The sequence below is a fragment of the Anaerolinea thermolimosa genome, assembly GCF_001050195.2.
GTDB lineage: Bacteria > Chloroflexota > Anaerolineae > Anaerolineales > Anaerolineaceae > Anaerolinea > Anaerolinea thermolimosa.
This window is the reverse complement of record NZ_DF967965.1, coordinates 2,655,827-2,677,994: the sequence shown is the minus strand read 5'-3', so window position 1 is coordinate 2,677,994 and position 22,168 is coordinate 2,655,827. Positions and strand designations below refer to the sequence as shown.

At 56.5% G+C, this 22,168-nt stretch carries 16 protein-coding genes; 10 read left to right on the top strand and 6 right to left on the bottom strand.

Translation table 11 applies throughout. The annotated features are described in order from the left end of the window. Window positions 1-50: 50 nt before the first annotated feature. Window positions 51-914 carry an LLM class flavin-dependent oxidoreductase gene (locus ATHL_RS12195; RefSeq protein ID WP_062194080.1) on the bottom strand — a complete coding sequence of 288 codons (864 nt, stop codon included), beginning with the start codon at window positions 912-914 and terminating at the stop codon, window positions 51-53. A gap of 66 nt (window positions 915-980) precedes the next feature. Next, the gene (locus tag ATHL_RS12190) at window positions 981-2,030 is read right to left on the bottom strand and encodes a hypothetical protein (RefSeq protein WP_062194077.1); all 1,050 of its coding nucleotides are present in this window, start codon (window positions 2,028-2,030) and stop codon (window positions 981-983) included. Window positions 2,031-2,193: 163 nt separating this feature from the next. Here ATHL_RS12190 and ATHL_RS12185 point away from each other — a divergent pair, with 163 nt between their 5' ends. The 4 genes from ATHL_RS12185 to ATHL_RS12170 all read left to right on the top strand — a co-directional run bounded on the left by ATHL_RS12185 (window position 2,194) and on the right by ATHL_RS12170 (window position 8,965). Further along, on the top strand, window positions 2,194-4,902 hold the full coding sequence (locus tag ATHL_RS12185) for an alpha-mannosidase (RefSeq protein WP_062194075.1): 2,709 nt from the start codon (window positions 2,194-2,196) through the stop codon (window positions 4,900-4,902). 13 nt (window positions 4,903-4,915) lie between these two features. Further along, window positions 4,916-6,448 (top strand): UxaA family hydrolase, encoded by a 1,533-nt coding sequence (locus ATHL_RS12180; RefSeq protein WP_062194072.1) that lies wholly within the window; start codon window positions 4,916-4,918, stop codon window positions 6,446-6,448. A gap of 175 nt (window positions 6,449-6,623) precedes the next feature. Then, window positions 6,624-7,802, top strand: a complete 1,179-nt coding sequence (locus ATHL_RS12175) for a cytochrome c3 family protein (RefSeq protein ID WP_062194070.1) — start codon at window positions 6,624-6,626, stop codon at window positions 7,800-7,802. Further along, on the top strand, window positions 7,799-8,965 hold the full coding sequence (locus ATHL_RS12170; RefSeq protein ID WP_062194067.1) for a cytochrome b/b6 domain-containing protein: 1,167 nt from the start codon (window positions 7,799-7,801) through the stop codon (window positions 8,963-8,965). Before ATHL_RS12175 ends, ATHL_RS12170 begins: the two co-directional genes overlap by 4 nt. Before the next feature lie 82 nt (window positions 8,966-9,047). Here the strand turns inward: ATHL_RS12170 and ATHL_RS12165 are convergent, their stop codons facing one another. The 4 genes from ATHL_RS12165 to ATHL_RS12150 all read right to left on the bottom strand — a co-directional run bounded on the left by ATHL_RS12165 (window position 9,048) and on the right by ATHL_RS12150 (window position 12,927). Continuing rightward, window positions 9,048-9,965, bottom strand: a complete 918-nt coding sequence (locus ATHL_RS12165; RefSeq protein ID WP_062194065.1) for a zinc ribbon domain-containing protein — start codon at window positions 9,963-9,965, stop codon at window positions 9,048-9,050. A gap of 36 nt (window positions 9,966-10,001) precedes the next feature. After that, the gene (locus ATHL_RS12160) at window positions 10,002-10,292 is read right to left on the bottom strand and encodes a ferrous iron transport protein A (RefSeq protein WP_062194062.1); all 291 of its coding nucleotides are present in this window, start codon (window positions 10,290-10,292) and stop codon (window positions 10,002-10,004) included. A gap of 206 nt (window positions 10,293-10,498) precedes the next feature. Continuing rightward, a complete protein-coding gene (gene feoB, locus ATHL_RS12155; protein WP_062194061.1) occupies window positions 10,499-12,469 on the bottom strand; it encodes a ferrous iron transport protein B in 1,971 nt (656 codons plus the stop codon). Beyond that, a complete protein-coding gene (locus ATHL_RS12150; RefSeq protein WP_062194058.1) occupies window positions 12,466-12,927 on the bottom strand; it encodes a Fur family transcriptional regulator in 462 nt (153 codons plus the stop codon). Before ATHL_RS12150 ends, feoB begins: the two co-directional genes overlap by 4 nt. Window positions 12,928-13,079: 152 nt before the next feature. Here ATHL_RS12150 and ATHL_RS12145 point away from each other — a divergent pair, with 152 nt between their 5' ends. From ATHL_RS12145 to ATHL_RS12120, 6 genes are all read left to right on the top strand, one after another. Beyond that, window positions 13,080-15,077 carry an alpha/beta fold hydrolase gene (locus ATHL_RS12145; protein ID WP_062194054.1) on the top strand — a complete coding sequence of 666 codons (1,998 nt, stop codon included), beginning with the start codon at window positions 13,080-13,082 and terminating at the stop codon, window positions 15,075-15,077. A gap of 73 nt (window positions 15,078-15,150) precedes the next feature. Further along, the gene (locus tag ATHL_RS12140; protein WP_062194050.1) at window positions 15,151-15,537 is read left to right on the top strand and encodes a hypothetical protein; all 387 of its coding nucleotides are present in this window, start codon (window positions 15,151-15,153) and stop codon (window positions 15,535-15,537) included. Between the two features lie 134 nt (window positions 15,538-15,671). Continuing rightward, on the top strand, window positions 15,672-16,457 hold the full coding sequence (locus tag ATHL_RS12135; RefSeq protein WP_062194046.1) for an SDR family NAD(P)-dependent oxidoreductase: 786 nt from the start codon (window positions 15,672-15,674) through the stop codon (window positions 16,455-16,457). A 14-nt stretch (window positions 16,458-16,471) separates the two neighbouring features. Further along, window positions 16,472-17,923: a hypothetical protein gene (locus tag ATHL_RS12130; RefSeq protein ID WP_062194043.1), complete on the top strand. Its 1,452-nt coding sequence runs from the start codon at window positions 16,472-16,474 to the stop codon at window positions 17,921-17,923. Window positions 17,924-18,399: 476 nt separating this feature from the next. Continuing rightward, window positions 18,400-21,105, top strand: a complete 2,706-nt coding sequence (locus ATHL_RS12125) for a valine--tRNA ligase (RefSeq protein ID WP_062194038.1) — start codon at window positions 18,400-18,402, stop codon at window positions 21,103-21,105. A gap of 105 nt (window positions 21,106-21,210) precedes the next feature. Continuing rightward, the gene (locus tag ATHL_RS12120) at window positions 21,211-22,143 is read left to right on the top strand and encodes a CPBP family intramembrane glutamic endopeptidase (RefSeq protein WP_062194034.1); all 933 of its coding nucleotides are present in this window, start codon (window positions 21,211-21,213) and stop codon (window positions 22,141-22,143) included. The last annotated feature ends 25 nt before the right edge of the window (window positions 22,144-22,168 follow it).

The following is a 22,168-nucleotide window of genomic DNA, read 5'->3' as shown; positions in this document are numbered from 1 at the left end:
TAACACAGGAGGCAACCCGCGGGTTGCCTCCTGTGTTATAAGGTATGAGCTTAAAAACGGGGTGGTCCGGCCAGCACCCGCGCGCGGAGCTGTTCAAAGCTCCAGTTTGTCTTGCCGGGTGGGTCCATGCGCATGGGGGCGAGTGTTTCCAGCCACCAGGTGGCCCCGGCGCCGGCATACGCCCGCACCATGCGGGCGGTCTCTTCGGGCTCTTCAGGAGAGGTGGCTCCAAGGGCGATGATATCGAAGGGGAGATCAGGCTGGCGCATTGCCCGCACGATTTGCACAGCCTCGCAGAACTGGTTGTAGGCCTCCTCCAGAGAGGTGGCTTCAAAAAAGAGCGGGAACATCCCGTCCCAGCGGGCCATGCGTTCCAGCGGGCGGCGGTGGGGCCAGACACCGCCTACCCAGATGGGAATGCGGGGTTTCTGGAAGGTGGGGGGTAAGAAGCGCGTTCCCCGCAGGTGATAGTATTTTCCTTGATGAGAAAACCATTCCCCGCTCCACAACCCGGTGACCACCTCTAACCCTTCATCGAGCATCTCGCCCCGGCGGCGATGATCGGTTTCTTCGCCAAAATCATCCCATTCGTCGGGGCCGCCTCCGGTGCCGACGCCCACCACCAGCCGCCCTTCCGAGAGGTGGTCAAGGGTGACCGTCTCACGGGCGAACTTCCACGGGCGGCGGCGGGGGAGTGGGGTCACCAGCGCGCCCAGGCGTATACGCCTGGTGCGCATGGCTACGGCGGTCAGAGTGATCCATGGATCAACCATATCTGTCTCTGGCTTAATCACAATGTCGTCCCACAGGAAGAACCCATCCCAGCCGGCTTCTTCTGCTTCGGCGGCCAGGTCTGCAATGAGACGGGCCTTCCCATAGGGGTCAAAGTTGGGTAGATACAATCCGAATTTCATAATCCTCCTCGCCAATGACAGTATATCAGGGGATGAGGAAGGTGGTTTGTGGAGAAAGGCACCGGTTCACCCTCCGGTGACCGCAGTGTGAGGAGGATGGGAGAAAGCTTCGCGTACTTTACGGGCTACCCATAGCCCACCGCCGAAGATTGCTGCCAGTAAGAGCACCCCAAGATACTCAATCAAGGGGATGCGGATGATTTCATTCAGGCGAGCCCAGCCTGCCTGGCTGTAAACCACGCCAGCACCGAGCACATAGGCAGCGAGGATGACCCACCGCATCCAGTTCTTGAGCGGCAGTCCGTACATCTGAGTGATCACAAACACGCCGGTAAAACCAAAGAAGAACATGGGCCACAGGCCATTTCCCTGTTGCACGGCAACCAGGGTGCCATGGACGGCCACCATACCTTCCTGGGCAAAGGTCCACCAGCGGTTGATATGCACACGGGTAAAAAACAGGCTGCCCTGGAGGAGCATCAGGAACATATACAGGAAACCAATGAGATGCCCCATGGTATTGACCATAGGATGATACCAGAAGGTGTACACTGTGGCCCAGGCGAAGAAATAACCGTGATACTTTCTGGCGAACTGGCCGATAGCTTTATTCAGGGGGAGTTTTTTCCCGAAAAACATTCCACGGCGTGAGTTTTCCATCAGAAGTACCCAGACGAGCAGTACAATGACAGAACCCTGAGAAGAGAAAATGGAAACATCCTGTGCCAGCCCATCGTACCAGAGATGGGTCTGAACAAAGTGTAGAAGGATGAAAAACGCATTGGCTCCAAGAGCCAGGATGTTGAGGCGGTGGAGGCCGCCAGTATACCTGAGGGATTGTTTTTGGGCCAGCCAGATCAACCCCCATAATGTCAGCTGATGAGCGAGGTATCCGCCCCAGGCGGTGAGACGGCTCCAGAAGGTGGGTTCCGGGAGCTTCCAGTAATACCAGGCGGCTCCCTGGTCGGGGAGGAGGGAGATGGCATCGAGGCGCTGGCCAGCCCAGGCGATGAGTGCGGTGAAAAGAAAGCTGAAAAGGATTCCAGCCCAGAGAGCGCGGTTAGCCGTACCGGGAGGGGTGAGGGTGTCTGTTTTTCTTGTGGATGATTCGTTCATAGGTGAGCCATTCCTTAACTGAGATGTCTCAGGATATTATACGGAGCATGGGAACGAAGCGTACATGGTTTGTACAGGGTTTGCGCGGGAATTCCTGCCTGTGGGGAGATGGTATGGTCGTCAAGCTGTTATACAATGATGAAAATCAACCCGGAGAAGTCACATGGCACATAAAGCCCATTATGTCCTGAGTACGCACTGGGATCGTGAATGGTATCAGACGTTTCAGGTGTACCGGCATCGCCTGGTTCAATTACTCGATCGTATCCTTGAGGGATGGGCCGATGGACGATTAAAAGGGCCTTTCCAGAGCGATGGTCAGAGCATTTTACTGGAAGATTACCTGGAAGTGCGTCCGGAGAGACGTGAGCAAATCAGACAATTGCTCAGGGAGGGGAAAATCGTGGCCGGACCCTGGTACGTGTTGCCGGACGAGTTTCTGGTTTCGGGGGAATCGCTCATCCGTAACCTGGAAATGGGGCGGCGGCTGGTGCGGTCGTGGGGGGTAGAACCCTCGAAGGCGGGATTCCTGTGTGATATGTTCGGGCACAACAGCCAGATGCCGCAAATTTTTGCCGGTTTTGGCATTCCCATGGGGTTCATCTGGCGGGGCACCAACCTGCCTGACCAGCGGCTGGTTGTGTGGCGGGGTGCCGATGGTACAGAAATGCCCTGTTATCGTTTTGGGGAAATTGGTTACTGCAGTTATGCCCTCAGTGTGCGGCAGGTTCACGGAGACCGGCAGGCTTTTAGCCCGGAGGAAATTCGCCAACGCCAGGCGGCTTTTTTGCAAAAAGAGGCAGCGAAAACCGAGGTGGGGCCGCTGTTGATTTTCGATGGGTGCGATCATCTGGAATGGGACCCGGATGATTATGCTATTCTGGCCGAACGTTTTGAAGGTGACCCTGATTTTGTTGTGACTCATACCTCGCTGGATGCGTATATCAATGAGATGCTGGCCTTCCGAAACCAGATCACAACGCGGATCGAGGGGGAGTTGCGCGAGCCGGCCTTTTACCCGTTTGAAGTGGAAGGCCAGTGGCTGATCCCGGGAGTGGGGTCAAGCCGGGTGAACCTTAAACTGGCCAACGCGGCCTGCCAGAGCCTTTTGTGTCAGTGGGCAGAACCACTCAGCGTCTTTGCCCGGGCTTCCCTGGGGCTGGAATATCCGCAGGGTTTCCTGGATGTAGCCTGGCGATGGTTAATTCAAAATCATCCGCACGATTCGATTTGCGGTTGTTCCATCGACCGTGTGCATGAGGATATGTTGTACCGCTTCCACCAGTGCGAGCAAATCGGTGAGCGCCTGACTCAGGAGGCAACCCGGCGCCTGGCTGCCAGCGTGGCGGGAGAAGTGGCCGAAGATGAGCTGCGGGTAACGGTTTTTAACCCATTGCCACGAACCCTGGAAGAGGTGGTTGACCTTGATCTGGAGTTGCCCGTAGGCTGGCCGACCTTTAATGAAATGTCCAACTCGGAGGCCAAGCTGGGCTTCCGCATCTATGATGCCCGGGGTGTAGAAATTCCTTATCAGCGCCTCTGGCAGCAGATGGATCAACCGCGCTGGCGTTTTTATGGGCGGGTATTGGCCCAGGAAACCCGGGTGCACCGCGTACGCGTGAGCCTGCCGCTCTCATTACCTGCACTGGGGTATACCACACTGACGGTGCGGCCTGAGGCTCCGGGGATTCCAACGCGCTATCCCATGCTTCCGGAGCTGGTGGTGGGTGAACGCTGTATGGCCAATGAATATCTGGAAGTTTCGATCGAACCAGATGGAACGTTGAGTCTGCTGGATAAGCGCAGCGGGCAGTTTTACAGCGGTTTATTAACTTTTGAAGACCGGGCAGACATTGGTGATGGGTGGAATTATGGTCAGGCAGAACATGACCAGTGTTTTTATTCTTCCGGGGGCCGGACGAGTATTGCACGGGTGAGCCATGGGAAATATCTGGCTTCTTTTCGGATACGGAAGGTGATGGAAGTGCCCGTGGAATTTGATTTCCACGCCCTGGAGCGCAGTGCATCCATGGCGGAACTGGTAATCGATAGTCTGGTGACTCTGCGCGCCGGTAGCGATCGCCTGGAAGTGGAAACTGTGGTTTTGAATCATGCCAGAGATCATCGCCTGCGTGTCCTGTTCCCCAGCGGTGCCCAGGCTGAAACCTACCTGGCTGATTCACCCTTTGATGTGGTCGAGCGCCCCATCGCTCTTCGCGCTGATAACCACGTTTACCGTGAGCCAGAGATCGAAACCAAACCCCAGCAAAGCTTTACAGCGGTTTTTGATGAGCATCGTGGTCTGGCTGTAATCAGCAGTGGTCTGATGGAGAGCGCCGTCATAGATGTTCCTGAGCGTATTCTGGCCCTGACCCTCTTCCGGGCCACGCGGAAGACGGTGGGCACATCCGGAGAACCCGGCGGGCAAATGCAGGGAGAACTGCATTTTCGCTACTGGCTTATCCCACTCCATGCGCCGGTTGACCGCGCTCTGCTCCTGTATCGAGGCCTGCAACTGGCTGCCGGGCAACGCGCGGTTTGCCTGGCATCTGCCGAACAGGCCTTTTACCGGCAGGAACGGCGATTGCCGCCTGAGGCGGGTTTCCTTCGGGTGCAAGGGGCGGCTGTATTAACCAGCCTGCGTCAGACGGAGGCTGGTCTGGAGGTGCGCCTGTTTAACCCCGAAACCCGGATTGAAAAAGCTACCCTCCATTTTACCGGGTTGCCAGCGGCGTCACAAAGGGGGTTCTTTGCCAGACGGGTAGACCTGGATCATCGCCCGCTGGGGGATGCTTTGGAAGTTGAAGGAGGGCAGCTTTCCATTTCTCTGAAACCTAAAGAGATTGTGACTCTGGCATTCACCGGCATTTGAAATGGAGCAAAGGATGGTTGAAAATCTGGCCCAGGTAGCTCTTCTGTTAGACCCGGGAGACACGGTGGCCATCGCCCGTCGGCTTATACCGGCGGGGACGCGCCTTCGACTGGACGGCAGGGAAGTGGTGGTACGTCAGGAAATCCCTCCCGGCCACAAGCTGGCGTTACGGTCGGTGGCGGTGGGGGAAGCTGTTTTTCGATACGGGCAACGGATTGGGCAGGCCAGCCAGCCCATTGACGCTGGCGATTGGGTGCACAGTCATAACCTGGATGTAGGGGAGATTGACCGGTGCACAGGATGGCATGTAGTGCCGCCTCTGCCGGTGGAACCCACCGCCAGTACTTTCCTGGGGTTTCGACGTGCAGATGGGCAGGTGGGAACGCGTAACCTGATCATCATCATAGCCACGGTGAACTGCGCGGCTTCTGTGGTGGCACGAATTGCCGCGCACTTCACCCCTGAACGCCTGGCAGAGTTCCCGAATGTGGATGGAGTGGTTGCTGTTACCCACTCATCCGGGTGCAGTGTGGCTCCCGATTCCCTCTCCCTGCTTTATCTGCGCCGGGCGCTGAAGAACCTTGCCCACAACCCCAACATTGGCGCGGCGCTATATGTGGGATTGGGGTGTGAGGTGAATGCCGTAGAAGGCTGTATGCCGTCCTTTTCTCCCGAAGAAATGGGGCGGTTAGCCGGGCCCGGGTTGGTCATTCAAGAAGCAGGAGGGTTCAGGCGCACGGTTCAGGCGGGTATTGCCGCGGTCGAACGCATCCTTCCAGAGGTGAACCGGAGTATTCGAGAACCCGTTCCTCTTTCGGGACTGAAGATCGCCCTGCAGTGTGGAGGGAGCGATAGCTGGTCGGGGGTTACTGCCAACCCACTGATGGGGCGGGTAGCTGACCGGGTAGTTCGAGAGGGAGGAACCGTGGTACTGGCTGAGACGAGTGAGATCTTCGGAGCCGAACGGTTGCTGCTGGAGCGCGTTGCTTCGGATAAGGCAGGTGCCCGGCTGGTGGAGCGGCTGACCTGGTGGCTTGATTATGCCCGCCGGAATGGCTTCAGTATCGATAACAACCCTACACCGGGGAATAAAGCGGGGGGGCTGACTACCATCTATGAAAAATCTCTCGGCGCGGTGGCCAAGGGGGGGACTACCCCGCTGGTAGAAGTGTACGAGTATGCTGAAAAAATCGCGGCGCCGGGGCTGGTGTTCATGGATACCCCGGGAAATGACCCTGTTTCGGTGACGGGACAACTGGCAGGGGGGTGCAATCTCATTCTGTTTTCCACGGGGCGTGGCTCGGTGTACGGGAGCGGCCTGGCGCCCTGTATCAAGGTGGCCAGCAACAGCGCCCTGGTCCAACGCATGGCTGAAGATATGGATTTTGATGCCGGGCGGGTGCTTGCGGGAGAGAGCTGGGAAGACGCTGAAAATGCCCTGTTTGAACGGGTGATCGGGGTGGCGTCGGGCCAGCGTACGGCGAGTGAGAACGATGCCCCGCGAGTGCATGAGTTTGTTCCATGGCAACCGGAACCATTTTTATAGGGTGTTCAATGGTCAGGGGGTGAGAAAATACACTTTCGTGGGTGCTATTCCTCCTTTTTAATCTGCCCTCATCTTTTTCTCATTTATAATTAATACGCCATGGCAGCCGCCATCGAACCGGTGGCGGGTTGATTCTTTGGTATTTATTTTCAATGGCATGATGGAGACATCAACCATGACCCAGAAATTTCGCTTGATGCGAATCCTACCTTTGCAAATTAGCCTCGGAGTTTTCCTGGCGTGGCTCGGGTTGCTGATGGTTCAAAATGGTGTGGTTTCCGCAGTCCCCTCTGGCCAGGAACAGCAACCGGGGAATGCTGTCTGCCTGGGGTGTCACCAGCAGCCCGGTCAGACGATGACCCTGCCAAGCGGGGAGCAACTCTATGTCTCGGTTGACCCCGCCCAGTTCGGAAAATCGGCCCATGCCCGGGCAGGGGTTGCCTGTGCGGTGTGCCATACCGATATTTTCGGTTACCCACACCCGCAGCGATCAGCCCAGACGATCCGGGAGTATACCCTTACCTACAAGGATACCTGTAAACTCTGCCATGCGGATAAATATGCGCTGGATAGCGTGCATCGTCAGGCTTTTGAGAGCGGCAACGAAAACGCCCCCGTCTGTGTGGATTGTCACAACCCCCATACGCAGGTACAGGTGACCGATGAACAGGGGAATTTGATCCCGGAAGAACTCGGGAAATCTCCAGAGATCTGCGCCAAATGTCATAACGCGATCTATGAGGAGTACATCCAGTCGGTGCATGGAGAAGCGGCCCAACAGGGGAATCCCGATGTGCCGGTATGTATAACCTGTCACGGACTTCATAAGATTGAAGACCCCACAACAGCCAAGTTCCGGCTGGCTTCCCCGAAATTATGCGGTGACTGTCACAGCAATAAAGAGATCATGGCCAAATACGGGCTTTCCACCGATGTTTACAATACCTATGTTTCCGATTTTCACGGCACCACGGTAACGCTCTTCGAGAAGACCTCGCCCGACCAGCCCACCAACAAGGCGGTCTGTTATGATTGTCACGGGGTGCACAACATTCGGCGGGTGGATGATCCACAGGCCGGGCTGGAGATCAAGCAAAATATGCTGGTGGCCTGCCAGCGTTGCCACCCCGATGCCAATGAAAACTTCCCCGATTCCTGGTTGAGCCATTACACTCCCAGCCCCACGAAGTACCCGGTGGTGTATTACGTCAACCTTTTTTATAGGATCTTCATCCCCACGGTACTGGGGGTGATGGGTGTGCTGGTTTTGAGTGATGCAGGGCGGAGAATCTCCATGGCCGTTCGGCGGCGCTCGAAAGGTCAGAACCAGGGATCAAAGGAGAAAACTCAATGATGAGCGAGAAAACCAAACGTTACATGCGTTTCGATGTCGCCCAGCGGATTGAACATCTGATATTGATCCTTTCTTTCACGACGCTTGCCCTTACCGGTTTGCCGCAGAAATATTCGCTCTCTCCTGTTTCGCAGGCGATCATTCAGGCGCTGGGAGGAATTGAGACGATTCGGGTGATTCACCGCACGGCGGCCATCATCTTTGTGTTGGAAGCAGTATATCACCTGGTGGTCCTGGGTTATAAACTGGTGGTTTTACGTCTGGAAGCGAGCATGCTTCCGGGGATCAAAGATGCCCGCGATATGGTGGAATGGTTCCTCTTTAACCTGGGCCTGCGCAAAACACACCCGAAGATGCCGCGCTACAACTTCATGGAGAAGATGGAATACTGGGCCATGATCTGGGGGCTTCTCCTGATGGCACTGACCGGGTTCATGTTGTGGAATCCTCTGACTACAGCCCGTCTCCTGCCAGGGCAGTTTATTCCGGCGGCCAAGGCGGCGCATGGCGCCGAAGCGGTGCTGGCGGTGCTGGCGATCGTTCTCTGGCATTTCTACAATGTTCACATCAAGCGTTGGAACTGGTCGATGATCAAGGGCACATTGAGCCGGGAAGAGATGGAAGAGGAGCACGCTCTGGAGCTGGAAAAGCTGGAGAAGGGAATGACTCCGGTGTTGCCTGACCCTGAAATCAGGCGTAAACGCGAGAGGGTCTATTTCCCGGCTGCTGCTCTCTTTACCCTGGTTTCTCTCTTCCTTGTGGTACGGTTCGTGACTCTGGAAGAAACTTCGATCACCACCCTTCCGCCCGCCGAGCGATTACCTGTGGTGGTTAAGCGCTCGCCCACGCCTCTGCCTACACGTCCACCGACACCAACCACAGCTCCCACGGCTGAAGGTGCCGCGGCACCCACCACCTGGGAAGGCGGGATTGATCAGATCTTTGCTAAATGTACGGCCTGTCATGGTACAGCGGGTGGCCTGAGTGTGAAAACGTATGCGGATCTGCTCAAAGGCGGCAAGGATGGCCCCGGAGTGGTGCCGGGTGACCCCGATGCCAGCCAGGTGGTGATCAAAATGCGCGGCGCTCACCCGGTCAAGCTCAGCGATACAGAATTGCAACAGGTGGTGGATTGGATTCGCGCCGGTGCGCCGGAAAAGTAAGGGAAGAACCACAGGCATTGGATAAAAAACGCTCCAGAGAGCCATTCTCTGGAGCGTTTAAATGTCTCAAGTTCTCGTCCTTTTATCGGCGGAGTTTAGTACCGCAGGTGCGGCAGAAAACATCCCCTGGCTGTGCCCGTTTACCACATTGATGGCAAAAAATGGGGCTTTCTTTCTGGGGGGAGCGGCCGGGGGAGGGCGCTTCCTCTCGGCGGGGGCGGCGCGGCGTTTTTCTGGAAGGAGTTCGTTCGGTGCGCAGATACCAGAAAACGCCTACCCCAATAAGGACCAACCCCAGTCCGGCCAGCACCCAGGGAATTACCGTGTTCAACACAGAACGGGGTGGAGTGCGATTTGCCGGAAGAGCCGGGGTGACGGCTTCAAACGCCTGGGGTTGGGTGAGGGTATCATCTGGCTTGGTGTAGGCGATCTGGAGCTTGAAGGTGTTTCCAACCGAGACGCTTCCCACAGGCACATTGAAATAAGTGAGGCCGTCGCTGCCAGGGCCGCTGGTGCCGGTGGGAGGTTGCAGGCGCATATTCGTGGCTGTGCGCGGCTGCTGGACGATCACCGTCATGGAGTCTACGGCGTAATCGCCGGGCCAGCGAAAGGTATAGGCGCGTTCACTACCGTTTTTCATCAGAGGCTCGTAGTATTCAAGCTGTAACTGGGGAGTGGTGGTGGTGAACTGAAAAAGGACCCAATCCCCATCTTCTCCCACTTTGCTGTAATTTGGGATATTAAAGAGACCATTTTCGGTTTGTTCAGCCAATGCTGCCAGATCACCTGCCGAACGGGGGATACGAAAGACCAGTTCAGCGGGAAGCTGGGTTTGGGATGAAAGGGTGATGCGATAGATCACCAGCACAGAGGGTTGATCGTACTCCGGCCAGACTTCCACCTCCAGATTCTGTATGGAAATATCGTTCTGGGCAAAGGCAGGTCGGGGGATGGAAAAGCTGATGAAAACCGCTAAGAGACACAAAATCCAGCGCCGCATGAATCCTCCGGTGAAATATTCGTAAGGCTGGATGTATTATACCGGAAGCTGCACAGCTTCAGCGAATACCTCTCGCGCAACGCTCTCTTCAAGCGCCAGTTCGCTCTCCTCTACCTGAATAATGACCAGCGGGCGTTGTGCCAGAACGCGAATCTCCCGGCCAGGAAGAACCCCGTAAGCCTGTAAATGGTGAAGGGTTGCCGGGGGCAAATTTCCAAACCGCCGGACTTTCACCCGGGCATCGGTTGAGAAATCTGCCAGGGGGCGCTCATCGGAAGGCTGGGGTTGAACAAGGTTCTCATGAGTTTTTTGCAGGGTTGGTTTCATGGGTTTTCCTCAAAAGGAGGCGTTCTACCAGACGGGCCAGCGCAGATTGCTGCGGGTCGATATTCTGTGCGCCACAGTTCGGGCAGCAGGCGGTAGGGCAGCTGGAATGTAAAGGGCAGGAGGCACACCCGGGATGTTCCTCTGGATTGAAGGTGAAACCACAGACGGCGCAGGTCACAAGCGAAGGAGATTGTCCGCTTTTCATCTCAAGACCATCCGAAGAGGAGTAAAAGCCGGTAAAGCACCCCGCCCACCAGCAATGCGAATGGGAAAACGAACAGGAGGATTCCAAGGGTGGTGCGCCAGCCGCGTTCTTTGGCGATCATAAAGATGCTGGCGATGCACGGGACAAAGAGGGTGATGGTGACAATGGATACCACTACCTGAAGCGGGCTGAGCAGGCCGTGATTCTGCATATGGAAGAGCCCCGTAGCGGCAAAATCGCGCCGCATGATACCGAGTAAAAAGGCCGAGGCGGCCTCCGGGGGCAATCCGAGCCAGTCAGTGACAACAGGTTCGGTGGCATGAATGAGCCAGGGCAGGATGTGTACCTGGTCGAGGGTGAAGAGAAGCAGAGTGCCGACCAGAAAAAGCGGCACGGCTTCTTTGATGTACCATTCCAGGCGAGCGGCAGTCTTTACCAGGACATTGCTCAATACCGGCAGTCGAAGCGGAGGCAGTTCAACCACCAGCGGGGCCCGTTCGCCGGGCATGAGCCGCGCCGCCAGCCACCCCACCAGCAGTAGAACCCCCAGAACGACGCCTCCCCAGATGAGTGCCGCAGAGAAGGAAATCCCTGCCAGCATCCCCAGTACCACCCCCAGCTGGGCCGAGCAGGGGACAGCCAGCGCCAGAAGAATGGTGACGAGCAGGCGTTCTCGACGGGAAGGGAGGGTGCGGGTGGTCATGGTGGCCATCGTCACACATCCAAGACCGAGCACCATGGGCAACACCGCCTGTCCGTTGAGGCCCATCCAGGAGAAAAAGCGGTTGGTGAGCACGGCCATGCGCGGCAGGTAGCCTGAGTCTTCCAGAACGCCAAAGGCGATAAAAAAGGTGGTCACCACAGGCAAGAGGAGGGCAAAGGCATAGGTTGCACCCATGGTCCACAGGCCGTATTCGCCCACCAGCATTTCGACTGCGAATTTCCACGGGATCAGGCGCTGGATGTGATCGGTGATCCAGGGGTTGATGATCTGGTCGAAAAGATGGTTTTCCAGCAGTCCCACCAGCGTACCGGCGCCAAAGACCCCCACGAACCAGTATAAAGCATAGAGGACGAGGGCGAGGATGGCCAGCCCCCCCAGGGGGTGGGTGGTAAGGCGGCTGAGCCGGGATTGAAGGGTTGGGCGCCCTGTAGACTGACGCTGGATGGCGCGCTCAACGACCTGCTGGATGAAGTCTTCACGAATGCGTTGGATGGCATCCAGAGGTGAAACACCCAGCCGGGATTCACACTCGGTGCGCATGGTTTGCAGGTGTGCAAGGGTTGCGGGGGTGAGCCGTTCGGCCAGCCACGATGCGACGACGCGGTCGCCTGCCAGCCACAGAAGTCCCAGGGCACGCGGAGACATGCTGGCGGGGGGGAAAAGCCCTTCACTTTCGCTGAGAAAGTCTTCAATGGGTTGCGGGTATTCCAGCCGAAGTGAAGAGACGGGAGCCTGCTTGAGGGCTTCAACCAGGGCATGCATGCCCTGGCCACGAGTAGCAATGGTTGAGATCACTGGCATTCCCAGAGCGTCGGCGATACTGGATGGATCGAGTTTCAGTCCGCGGGCTTCGGCTTCGTCTATCATGTTTAGTGCCAGGACAATCGGAAGACCCATCTCGGCAAGTTGAACGGTGAGGTGCAGGGTACGCCGCAGATTTTTCGCATCACCGACCTGAAGCACTGCCTGTAATGGGTCTTGCAATAAAACTCGCGCGGTGACGGCTTCATCCTCACTGCGGGCGGGGAAAGTCACAATGCCCGGGGTGTCAATGATCATTGCTCCGGGTATGGCACGGGTGACACCCCGCGTGATTTCAACCGTGGTGCCGGGGTAATTGGACACGGTGACGTACTGCCCGGTGAGGCGATGGAAAAGGATGGACTTGCCAACGTTGGGATTGCCGACAAGGGCAATGCGTCCACCGGTGGTAGGCATGGCAGGAGAGAGTGTGTGGCTGGCGCTCATGGTTGCTCCGGGGTGTCCTTCTTGCATAAAGCACAGACGCCGTATAAAGTGAAAGAGACGCTTTCGATCTCTGCGCCGGTGTCGGCGGCATATTTACGCCTGAGTTCGTGGATCAGCGGCTCGTCGAACTCGATGATCCGGTTGCATACCCGGCAGCGAAAATGAAAATGCTCGGTGATGGCATGGGGGCGGTCTACCGGATCGAAGCGTTCCCGGCGTTTCTCATCCTCAAACCAGCGAGGAGAGACAAATCCATTCTCTTCCAGCCAGCGTAACGTACGGTACACCGTGGAAAGGTTAATATCAGGATCGGCGTTGCGCACGTGGTCAAAAATTTCTTCAGCGGTGGGGTGGCCGCGTAAGTCTTCGAGGGCATCGAGAATCAACCGCCGCTGAGCGGTCATCCGCCCGCCTTCGGCACGCACCTTGCTGGTTACCTGATCAATGAATGATTCCATGGGTTAACCCTTCTGATGCAAGTCATTTGCAATAACGATATTGCAAAACATTTGCAATTAGATGGCAGGGTTATTGTAAGTCGAGGAGATAGTTTCATCCAGTGCGATCTGTCACCCCGAAAGGTTATAATTGTCATACACTGGAGGTCGCGATGAAGATTCTCTCCCGTTTTCTGGTGGCCCTGTGCCTCACGGTCATTGCCTGCGGATTCTTTTCTCCCCGTACTGTACAGGCTCAGGCTGAGGTTCCCCGGCTGGAAAAGACCAGTTGCATGTTTCCCTTGCCTGAAGGGGTGACGGAAGGGGTGGATGTGGATTGTGCCTATCTGATCGTTCCCCAGCGCTACGAGGATCCTCAAGGGGAAACCTTGCGGTTGGCGGTGGCCGTGATTCGGAGCACATCGCCCAACCCGCGGCGGGATGCTCTTGTATTCAACCAGGGTGGGCCGGGCGGCTCGACGATTGATTACTTTTCGCAGGTTTTATTCGACAGCCCTTTGCGAGCAGAGCGGGATCTGGTGCTTTTCGACCAGCGCGGCACCCTCTATTCTGAACCGGCGTTAATGTGTCCTGAGTTTCTGGATGAAACCCTCAAGGTGCTGGACAAAGACCTGAGCGATGAAGAAGAGAACCGCCTGTTCCGACAGGCGGCGGATGCCTGCCGGGATCGGTTGCTTCGAGAAGGAGTCGACTTATCTGCTTTTAATAGTCTTGAGAATGCTCATGATATTGAAAGTCTGCGGGTGGCACTTGGGCTGGAGAAGATTAACCTGTATGGGGTTTCATACGGCACTTTACTGGCACTGCATGCCCTTCGTGAACATCCAGAAGGGTTGAGAAGCCTTATTCTGGATGCGGTGGTGCCACCCCAGATTGACTTTAACCCCGAGAGTGCCCGGACGATGGATCGTGCCTTTACGGAGCTTTTCAACGCCTGCGCCGCCGATGCTGAATGCAACCGCGATTTTCCGAACCTTGAAAAGGTTTTTTTCGAGGAGGTCGATCGCCTGGATGCACATCCAGTCATGATTCAGCTGATGGACCCCGAGACGGGAGAACGCCACAGGGCGCTCTTGAATGGGGATGGTTTAATTCAGACGTTGTTTCAAACCCTGTATTCCAGTGAGTTAATCCCGCTCTTGCCCAAGATGATTTACGATGTCCGCGCCAACCGTTTCACTCTCATAGAGCGCGTGCAGTCGCTGATCACATTTGATCGAACCATGGCTGAGGGGATGTACTATGCGGTGGTTTGTGCCGAAGACGGCGATTTTGATCCGCGCTCGGTGAAGTATGATGGCATTCGTCCGCGCCTGGTGAAGGGGGAACAGGAAGGAAATGAGACCTTTGTGCAGGTCTGCCGGGATTGGAATGTGCGCCAGCTGGGGAAGCAAGCCGACGAGCCGGTCTTCAGTGATCTTCCTGTATTGATCCTCAATGGGCGTTTTGATCCCATTACCCCGGAAACGTATGGGGAGATGGTGGCGCAGACGTTGCCCAACAGTTATTTGTTCACCTTTCCAAACACCGGCCATGGTGCCATTGGAGATGCCTGTGCGGACCAGATCATGGTGGAGTTTCTCGATGATCCCTCACACCGGCCTGAAGCGGCCTGTCTGAAAGAGGCGAAAGTGGACTTTGTCACCACGCAGGACGTGGTGGATTTTCCGGTGTTGATGCGGGCGCTCAATCTTGACCCGTGGGCACTGGTACTGCTGGGAGGATTGATCCTTGGGGTAACCGGACTGCTCAGCGCGTGGGTGGTTTTCCCGCTGGCATGGCTGGCGCGGCTCGTTAGCGGGCGTGCAGGGGCACCTGCTCCATGGCTGTTGCGGTTAGCTCCGTGGGTGGCAGGTTTTCTGGCGTTGTTTGGGGTATTTTTCCTGGGCGGGCTGGCTGTAGCTGGCTTTCGAATGGTTACGGAGAATGACATCCGTATTTTCTTCGGGATACCAGCCCGGTGGCGCTGGATCTTTACCTTCCCGGTTCTTTCAGTGCCTCTTACGCTGGTGATGGTGGTGCAGGCTGTGGCAGGGTTGCGCCGGGGGTACTGGCGTCTGTGGCGGAAAGTCTATTTCCTTCTGCTCACCCTGGTGGCGCTGAGTTGTATCGGCCTTTATCTGGCGGTCGGGGCTCTGAGATTCTGGTAAAAGGTTGATCGCAACTTTGAAAACCTCACAGCGTATATCCATTGGGAGTTTGTAGAAAAAGAGGAGCAATGAAATGAGCGAATCGATAGGTGAAAACCATGAGCAGAAAACGCAAAATGTCGATGAGAGCTGGCGCGAGGTAGGACGACAGTTTGAAGCGCTGGGAAGCGCTCTGGCGCAGGCTTTTCGGTCGGCCTGGACTCATGTGGAATCAAAACCGGAAGCCCGGCAGGTCAAAGAGGGTCTCGAGTCGATGGTGCGTGAGGTTGGGCAGGCGATTGAGGAAGCTGCCAGTACTGAGGAAGCCCGGAAAGTAAAAGAAGAGGCAAAACGGGCAGTAGAATCGCTGCGGGTAGCCGGTGAGCAGACGGTAGACGAAGTTCGCCCACAGCTGCTTACCGCGCTTAAGAAGGTGAATGAAGAATTACAGAAATTAATCGAGCAAATGGATCAGAAATAAGGATATCTCTCTTCTCGGTGGCAGACAGGCCGACTCTTTCCAGGGGTCGGCCTGTCTGTCATTGGGTGTAACGATTCGGAGAGTGGCGGGTTTTCAAAAAAATAGGCCGCATCTCTCAATTCAGAGGTTGAAGGATGAAGTGGTACGGTGCTGTTGCGGTTGTGACGGGAGCTTCCAGCGGAATCGGCAGAGCCACAGCGCTGGCTCTGGCGCGAAAGGGAGCCAGGGTGGTTCTGGCGGCGCGCAATGTACCGGCGCTGGAGAGGCTGGCGGCGGAGATCGAACAACTGGGGCAGGCGGCGCTGGTTTGCCCGACCGATGTATCCCGGCCCGAAGAGATCCATGCAATGATCGGCAAAGTTTTGAGCGATTGGGGCAGGATCGATGTGCTGGTGGTCAGCAGTGGGCAGTACATTCGATGCCCGATTCGAGATCTCACTCTTTCTCTGGTGGAACAATCGCTCAGGGTGAATTTTTACGGTGCAATATCGGTGGTGCTGGAGGTGCTCCCCGGAATGCTGGCCCGGCGGAGCGGGCATATTGTGCTGGTCTCGAGCATGGATGCACGGCTGGCTTTACCTCTTGATGCCCCCTACACCGCGGCGAAATCAGCTCTGCTGGGGTTTGGGGATACTCTACGGAAGGAACTGCATGGCAGCGGCGTCTCGGTGACCAACGTGTTGCCTGGCCGGGTGGACACTCCCATGGTTGCTGGCATGAAGTTTCACCCGCTTTCGGCCAAAATTTCTCCCGGGGCGGTGGCGCAGGCCATCCTCCGCGCCATCGAGCGGAAGCAGGCCACGGTTGTTTTGCCGCCGCAGGCGTGGCTGCTCTCACTGGTGAATACACTTTCGCCCACTCTGGCCGACTGGATCGGCCGACTTCTCTGGCTGGAAGGCCGGGAAGAAAATCCCTCCTGAGGAATAAATTAACAATGGGATCTTCTGTGCATGACTGGTTGCGGAAAATCCGTGTGGGATATGTTCCCCGGGTTACAACCCCTCTGCTGGAAGGAGCGGCACGAGGAGTGCTGGAACAGTTCGTTAAAAAGGGCCATGTTGTGCTCTCAGCTCCACACGGCGAGGTAGATGTTTTGCTTACGACGGCTGTTTATGGAGAGACGATCAACTGGCGTGATGCTCTTTTTTTCAACGCGAAGCGGAGCCTGGGGTTGCAAACTCAACCGACGGTTTTTACCCTGCTCCACATCCGCCCCAGTCAGCTGAATGATCTTCTTGCCCACCTGGGCAGAGTTTTGAACAAAGAGACCGCGGACCCGGCAGATTATCCTTTTGCAGGCCTTTCTCCGAGGGCTTTTACCACCCTCCACGAACAGGGGCGCCGCGGCGGCCCACTCCTTGCGGCCCTCCGCTTGTTTCAATGCCAGACGATGTGTGTCCGGCTCATGGTTCTGGTTGGTGAAGATTACCCCCTGGAAGCATATACCTGTGATCTGGTCGGGGCTCATCCGCGTACGGTTGCCGGTCAGCTGGAGGCTTTTTATGAGGACCTCATGCTGCGGATTGTGACGGCAGTATCTACGCGAGAAATCACTGCTCATGAGCGGGTAACCCCGGATATTCCGCAGGTGGTTTGGAAGGCCCTGAGCACCCCTGCGGCGATGCAGGTAGCCGGGCTGGAATTTGGAAAACGGCAGTTTTTCACCGATATGGTGGTGGTGAGCAACCTGGTTGCTGTACCCATGTTGAACCATGCTATTTCGAGGCAGTATAGCGAGGGATGTTTTGCCACCTGGGAGCCACGTCTGGAAGCCCTGATCACCACCATTACAGGAAGCGCCCGGCCTGTCAATAAGGGGCGGCTCACTGAGGATGAGCTGGCCGTGATTACCGGGGTGCGCCCTGATGGACTTGGGGCACGGGTGCGCCATGTGGAAGGGAAACGGAATGATCCACCTTCTTCTGAAGCGGTGGAGCTGGTTGAAATGGATGCTCCCTTGCCTCGAATCACCCTTTCGTGGGGGGCGGGTGCTGGAGCTCTGGTGCCGGTGGCACGATCAAAGTTGCATGGCCATCGCGGGGTGCGTTCGTTTGACCCACAGCGTGTAGAACATGTTTACCTCCCGGCTCCCTATTATCGTTACCCGGTTTCCTGTTCTACCGAGGCCCAGGCCCGGGCAATCTGTGAGGCATTTTCTCATTCGCAGGCTCTACAAAACCCCGGCGACCCTCGACAAATTGTTTTTACCATTCTTCCCGGTCATGGAGTGGTGATTGTGGAGAAATGGGTGGAAGGGAAAGCGCCGTTCCAGGTGATCTGGGAGGCCATGGATGATGGATCACTGATGATAGATTCCCGGGTGCCCCAGGGGAGGCTTTCTTACCGGCTGGATGGTGCGGGGCGAATGATTTTGGAGGAGGAATAAAGTCAGCAGAAAAAGCCACGCTGTTTCAGCCGGAAAACCCCTGGTGTGCGGAAACAGGGCAACAACCATGAACCGTGAAGCCGGTTTGACGATTGGAGTAAGTTCGGCTATAATCAAGTCATAAGGCATGAGTCAGGAGGAGTAAACCCACTGACACACCGGCAGAGAAGGAGGAACAGGTGAGAGCCTCCGCGGTGGTTCGGGGTTGAAGTCGCTTGGCTGGCTGGCCGAAGAAACCATCCTCCTTTTGGATGGGAGTAGAACGGCACGGGTGAGCCCGTTATCGCATCCTCCGGATGATGGCGTCCGGGATAAGTGCGCCTGAATCAGAGCAGGCGAAGTGAGGTGGTACCGCGGAAGGTTCCCTTTCGTCCTCAATGGATGAGAGGGTTTTTTATTTTGGAGAGGGCTACAGCAATGATGACACGAACGGATCGTTTACCGGAATCCTGATGCTGGAATGAATGAGGAGAACCATGCCTGAGATTTCTTTGCCAAAAACCTATGATTTTTCTGCCGTCGAAGAACGGATTTATGCCTGGTGGGAGAAAAGCGGCTTTTTTAAACCGTCCAATGACCCGAACAAACCCGGTTTTGATCCTTCCCGGAAGCCGTTTGTGATTTCTATTCCACCGCCGAATGTGACCGGCGAGCTGCACCTTGGGCACGCGATGTTCGTTTCAATGGAAGACCTGATGATCCGTTACCATCGCATGAAAGGAGTTCCCACGCTCTGGGTGCCCGGCACCGACCATGCCGGTATTGCCACGCAATTACAGGTGGAAAAGATGCTGGCTCGAGAGGGGCTTACCCGGGATCAGATCGGGCGCGAAGAATTTGTGCGGCGTGCCTGGGAATGGAAAAACAAGTACGGAGGCATCATCACCCGTCAGATTCGCCGCCTGGGAGCTTCCTGCGACTGGGAGCGGGAGCGCTTTACGCTGGACGAGGGGCTTTCGAAGGCTGTGCGTGAAGCATTCGTGCGCCTGTATGAGAAAGGGATGATCTACCGTGGCCCCCGGATGATCAACTGGTCGCCAGGGTTACGCACGGCGGTTTCTGATCTGGAGGTAGAGTACTCTCAGGAGCAGGGCACGCTTTATTATTTCAAATATATGCTGGCTGACGGGAGTGGTGAATATATTCCGGTGGCCACCACCCGCCCGGAAACCATCCTGGGTGATTCGGCAGTGGCAGTGCACCCGGAAGACGAACGTTATCAGCGCTTTATTGGCAAAAAGGTCATTGTGCCCATTCTCGGACGGGAGATTCCGGTCATTGCTGACCCGTATGTGGATCGAAGCTTTGGTTCGGGTGGCCTGAAGGTGACTCCCGCGCACGATCCGAATGATTATCAGCTCGGTCAACGGCACGGCCTGGAGTTCATCAGCATCATGGATGAAGCCGCCCGGATTAATCAAAATGGGGGGCCGTATGCCGGGATGGACCGCTTTGAGTGCCGCAAGAAGATCTGGGCAGACATGGAAGCCGCGGGGTTGACGATTAAAACCGAGCCGTACATGATGTCGGTGCCGCGCAGCCAGCGGGGTGGTGAACCCATTGAGCCGATGATCTCTACCCAGTGGTTCGTGCGGATTCAATCCATGGCAGAAGCGGCCCTGGAAGCCGTGCGCGATGGAAGGATCAAGATTATCCCCGAGCGGTTTGTCAAAGTCTATTACAACTGGCTGGAGAACATTCAGGACTGGTGCATCAGCCGACAGCTCTGGTGGGGGCATCGCATCCCGGTGTGGTACTGCGGCGATTGTGGGGAAATGACCGTCTCGCGGGTGGATCCGACCCGGTGTGCCCATTGCGGCAGTCCGCGGATTGAACAGGACCCGGATGTGCTCGATACATGGTTTTCTTCAGGGTTGTGGCCATTTTCCACGCTCGGGTGGCCCGACCCAACCCCTGACCTGGCGTATTTTTATCCCACCTCGGTTCTGGAAACCGGCTATGATATTCTCTTCTTCTGGGTGACTCGCATGATCATGATGGGGCTGGAGTTTACCGGCCAGGTTCCCTTCCATACAGTGTACCTGCATGGATTGATCCGCGATGAACACGGGCAAAAGATGAGCAAATCGAAAGGCAACGTGGTTGACCCACTGGAAGTGATGAACCAGATGGGCACCGATGCCCTGCGTTTTACTCTGCTGGTGGGTTCTACCCCGGGTAATGACGTCAACCTGAGTCTGAAGAAGGTAGAGGCCAACCGGAATTTCGCCAATAAGCTCTGGAATATCGGGCGTTTTGTCCTGGGGGCGCTGGAGCAGGCTCCTGATACACCCCTTCGTGAACCGATCTGGACGCTACCTGATTCGTGGATCTGGGCGCGCCTGCAAGACCTGGTGCGTCAGGTGGACCGGTTGTTCAATGCCTATCAATATGGTGAAGCCGGGCGGCAAATTTATGAGTTTATCTGGGGAGATTTCGCCGACTGGTATGTTGAAATTGCCAAGCAACAATTGGCCGAGGGCGGCGACCGTGCCTTCTGGACGGCTTATACCCTCACACGGGTGCTGGATATGAGCCTGAGGTTGCTTCACCCCTTCACACCGTTTGTAACGGAAGAACTGTGGGGGTATCTGAAGCAGGCCTGCATGGCGAAGTCGATCGCTTTCTCCCCCAGAGGAGGCTGGGAAGAGGCGCTCATGGTGGCACATTTCCCGGAGCCTCGCGAACCAGAAGAGTGGGAAGCCCAGACTCTGGAAGACTTTGCCCTGGTGCAGGAGATCATCCGTGGTATTCGTAATCTGCGCACCGAAAAGAAGGTTCCCCCTTCGCGGCGCATTCCGGCTGTGATTGTTTGCGGCGAGCGCCTGGATGTGCTGAAAGCTCAGGCGGCAGTGGTTGCCCATCTGGCTGTACTCGACCCGGCGCAGCTGATCTTTGAACACACCCTGGAAGAGAAACCCAACCCGGCTATCTCGCTGGTGGTTGCCGGAGTGGAGCTGTATCTGCCGCTGGCCGGTCTGGTTGACCGGGACGAAGAACGTGCCCGCCTGGAAAAGGAGCTTGCCGAGGCACAGGGGCAGATCGAACGGCTGGAGAAGTTGCTGAACAGTTCCTTCGCCGAGAAAGCCCCTCCGGCGGTGGTGGAAAAAGAGCGCCAGAAGCTGGCCGTGTGGCAGGAAACCGCCGCGCGGTTGAAGGGACAGCTGGAGGCCCTTCTGTAAGAGGAACCGTTCAGGCGGCTCTCTTGATGGATTCTTGACCTCAACCGTTGTGATACAATGATACAATCAAGAGGAAATCAAGAACCATAGAAAGGCAGGGTTGGAATGCATACTTCATTGGAGCGAAAGCGTCTTTTCATCTTCCTGGCGATAGCCTGTGGTATTTCGTGGCTGGTGGCTTTGGGGCTTTACCTCACGCAGGGAAGGTTGAACACAGCGTTCAGCGCTGTCTCAGGGCAGGTGGTGGTTACCCTGATGGTAGGGTTCGGGTATATGTGGGGGCCGGCGCTGGCAAATATCCTCACCCGCATACTCACCCGTGAGGGGTGGAGCGGCGCCTTTCTGCGCCCGAATTTTCGGCGGGGGTGGCCCTACTGGCTCATTGCCTGGCTGGGACCGGTGGTGCTGACAGTGGCAGGTGTGGTGGTTTACTTCGTAGTGTTCCCTGAACATTATGATGCTACGATGCCTCTCGTTCGTGAGCAGCTGGAAGCCAGCGGGGTGACGTTGAACATTCCCTCATGGGTATATGGACTGCTTCAACTTCCGAATGTCTTGTTGGTGGGGCTGGTGATAAACAGTTTCTTCACTTTTGGAGAGGAATTTGGCTGGCGGGCCTATTTGCTGCAGAAACTCCTTCCTCTGGGGCCTCGTTGGGCAGTGGTGATTAGTGGAGTGATCTGGGGACTCTGGCACTGGCCCATGATCGCGATGGGGCACAATTATGGCCTGAATTATGCCGGTGCACCCTGGCTGGGAATTCTGGTCATGACCTGGTTTACCCTGTGGCTGGGGGTGTTTTTCTCCTGGCTGGTGTTGCGAGGGGGCAGTGTTTGGCCCGCAGTGATCGGTCATGCCATTGTCAACGCGGTGGCAGGTCTGGGGATGATCTGGGTTAGCGGACAACCCAACCTTCTCATTGGCCCAACGGCCGCCGGACTGGTTGGGGGAATTGGTTTCACCCTCGCCGGGCTTATCCTCTTTCTCTGGCCGGGGGCTCTGCCGGGGGTTGAAAGCCTCTCAGATAAAAATGGATAGCGCCTGAATCAACCAGGGTGGGGAG